This is a genomic window from Caballeronia terrestris (genome assembly GCF_001544515.1).
In the GTDB taxonomy this organism is placed as follows: domain Bacteria; phylum Pseudomonadota; class Gammaproteobacteria; order Burkholderiales; family Burkholderiaceae; genus Caballeronia; species Caballeronia terrestris.
This window is the reverse complement of record NZ_FCOL02000472.1, coordinates 1-1,115: the sequence shown is the minus strand read 5'-3', so window position 1 is coordinate 1,115 and position 1,115 is coordinate 1. Positions and strand designations below refer to the sequence as shown.

The following is a 1,115-nucleotide window of genomic DNA, read 5'->3' as shown; positions in this document are numbered from 1 at the left end:
CTCGAGAGTGCCGAGTTCTTGCGCCTTTCTCACGGTCTCATCTTGGCGTTCGTGAGCGCCGATCCAGTTCTCGGTAATCCGATCCGGCTCGCTTAGTTGGCTTCGCGCGCCAGTCTCATTTTCAGGCGACTGTGCTCAATGCTCAAGTCGACCCATTCGTCGGTCAATGCCTTGAAGCGCTTGTAGTTGTCGATCTGGCGGCGCACGTCGCTCAGCGCGTCGCGCGCAATGTACTCAGTTCGGCTCTTCCTGTCTCGCGTATAGCTCAGCTGATAGTACGCCCCACTCTGGTTGGCGGGGTCCTTGTATTGACAGCTCAGTGAGCCTGGGCGCATTTCATCGATCGCGGCGAGCTTCGCCTTAATCGTCTCAATGCGTGTTTCGATTTGAAGGAGGCGTTTTTGTGTCATTTGTATAGCATACAAATGCTATACTTGACTGTCAACAACGACTCGAAGACAAACGATGTCGCTTTGGATGGCTTGGTGGGACGCGATCTGGTTGCTGCGTCCGGCGTTCTCGCGCCTGCGCAGCTTCATGTGGTTCGCAACTGCCGTGGCAGGCTTGACGGTGCGCACCGAGTTGCTGGGCGTGACCAGCATCGTGCGCGCGCTCAAACTGCGACCGGTCCTGTACAACAAGCTGCGTGACAGCTTGCACAGCAACGCCGTGCAACTCGATCAGCTCTCGGCGCTGTGGACTCAGGCGGTGTTGCGCCTGTTCCCGGATCCGCTACGCGTCAATGGCCGGCGCGTCCTGGTCGGAGACGGCATCAAGGTGGCCAAGTCTGGCAAGAAGATGCCCGGCGTCAAGCTGCTGCATCAACAGTCCGACTCCAACACCAAGCCCGAGTACATCATGGGGCACTCCATGCAGGCAGTCAGCATACTCGTGCGGGCCGCCCAGAGCGTCTTCGCCGTACCGCTGGCCGTGCGCATTCACGAAGGTCTGGTGTGGTCCAACCGCGATCGACGTACCTTGCTCGACAAGATGATCTCGCTGCTGGGCATCGTCTCAGTGAAGGAGCCGTTCTACTTCGTCGCAGATGCGTACTACGCCGCTCGCAAGATCGTCAAAGGTCTGCGCGATCAGGACAACCACCTGGTCACACGCGT

The 1,115-nt window shown here is 58.7% G+C and carries 1 protein-coding gene and 1 pseudogene; one reads left to right on the top strand and one right to left on the bottom strand.

The window, feature by feature from the left end; genetic code table 11:
- Window positions 1-92: 92 nt before the first annotated feature.
- Window positions 93-410: a DUF6788 family protein gene (locus AWB67_RS38345; protein WP_062644844.1), complete on the bottom strand. Its 318-nt coding sequence runs from the start codon at window positions 408-410 to the stop codon at window positions 93-95.
- Window positions 411-465: 55 nt separating this feature from the next.
- On the opposite strand from AWB67_RS38345, the pseudogene AWB67_RS38340 reads away from it, so the two are divergent.
- Window positions 466-1,115: pseudogene (locus AWB67_RS38340) on the top strand (IS4-like element ISCku4 family transposase); the annotation flags it as partial.

Coding starts and splice junctions, on each gene's coding strand:
- AWB67_RS38345 (WP_062644844.1), bottom strand. CDS start 410: ATGACACAAAAACGCCTCCTTCAAATCGAAACACGCATTGAGACGATT.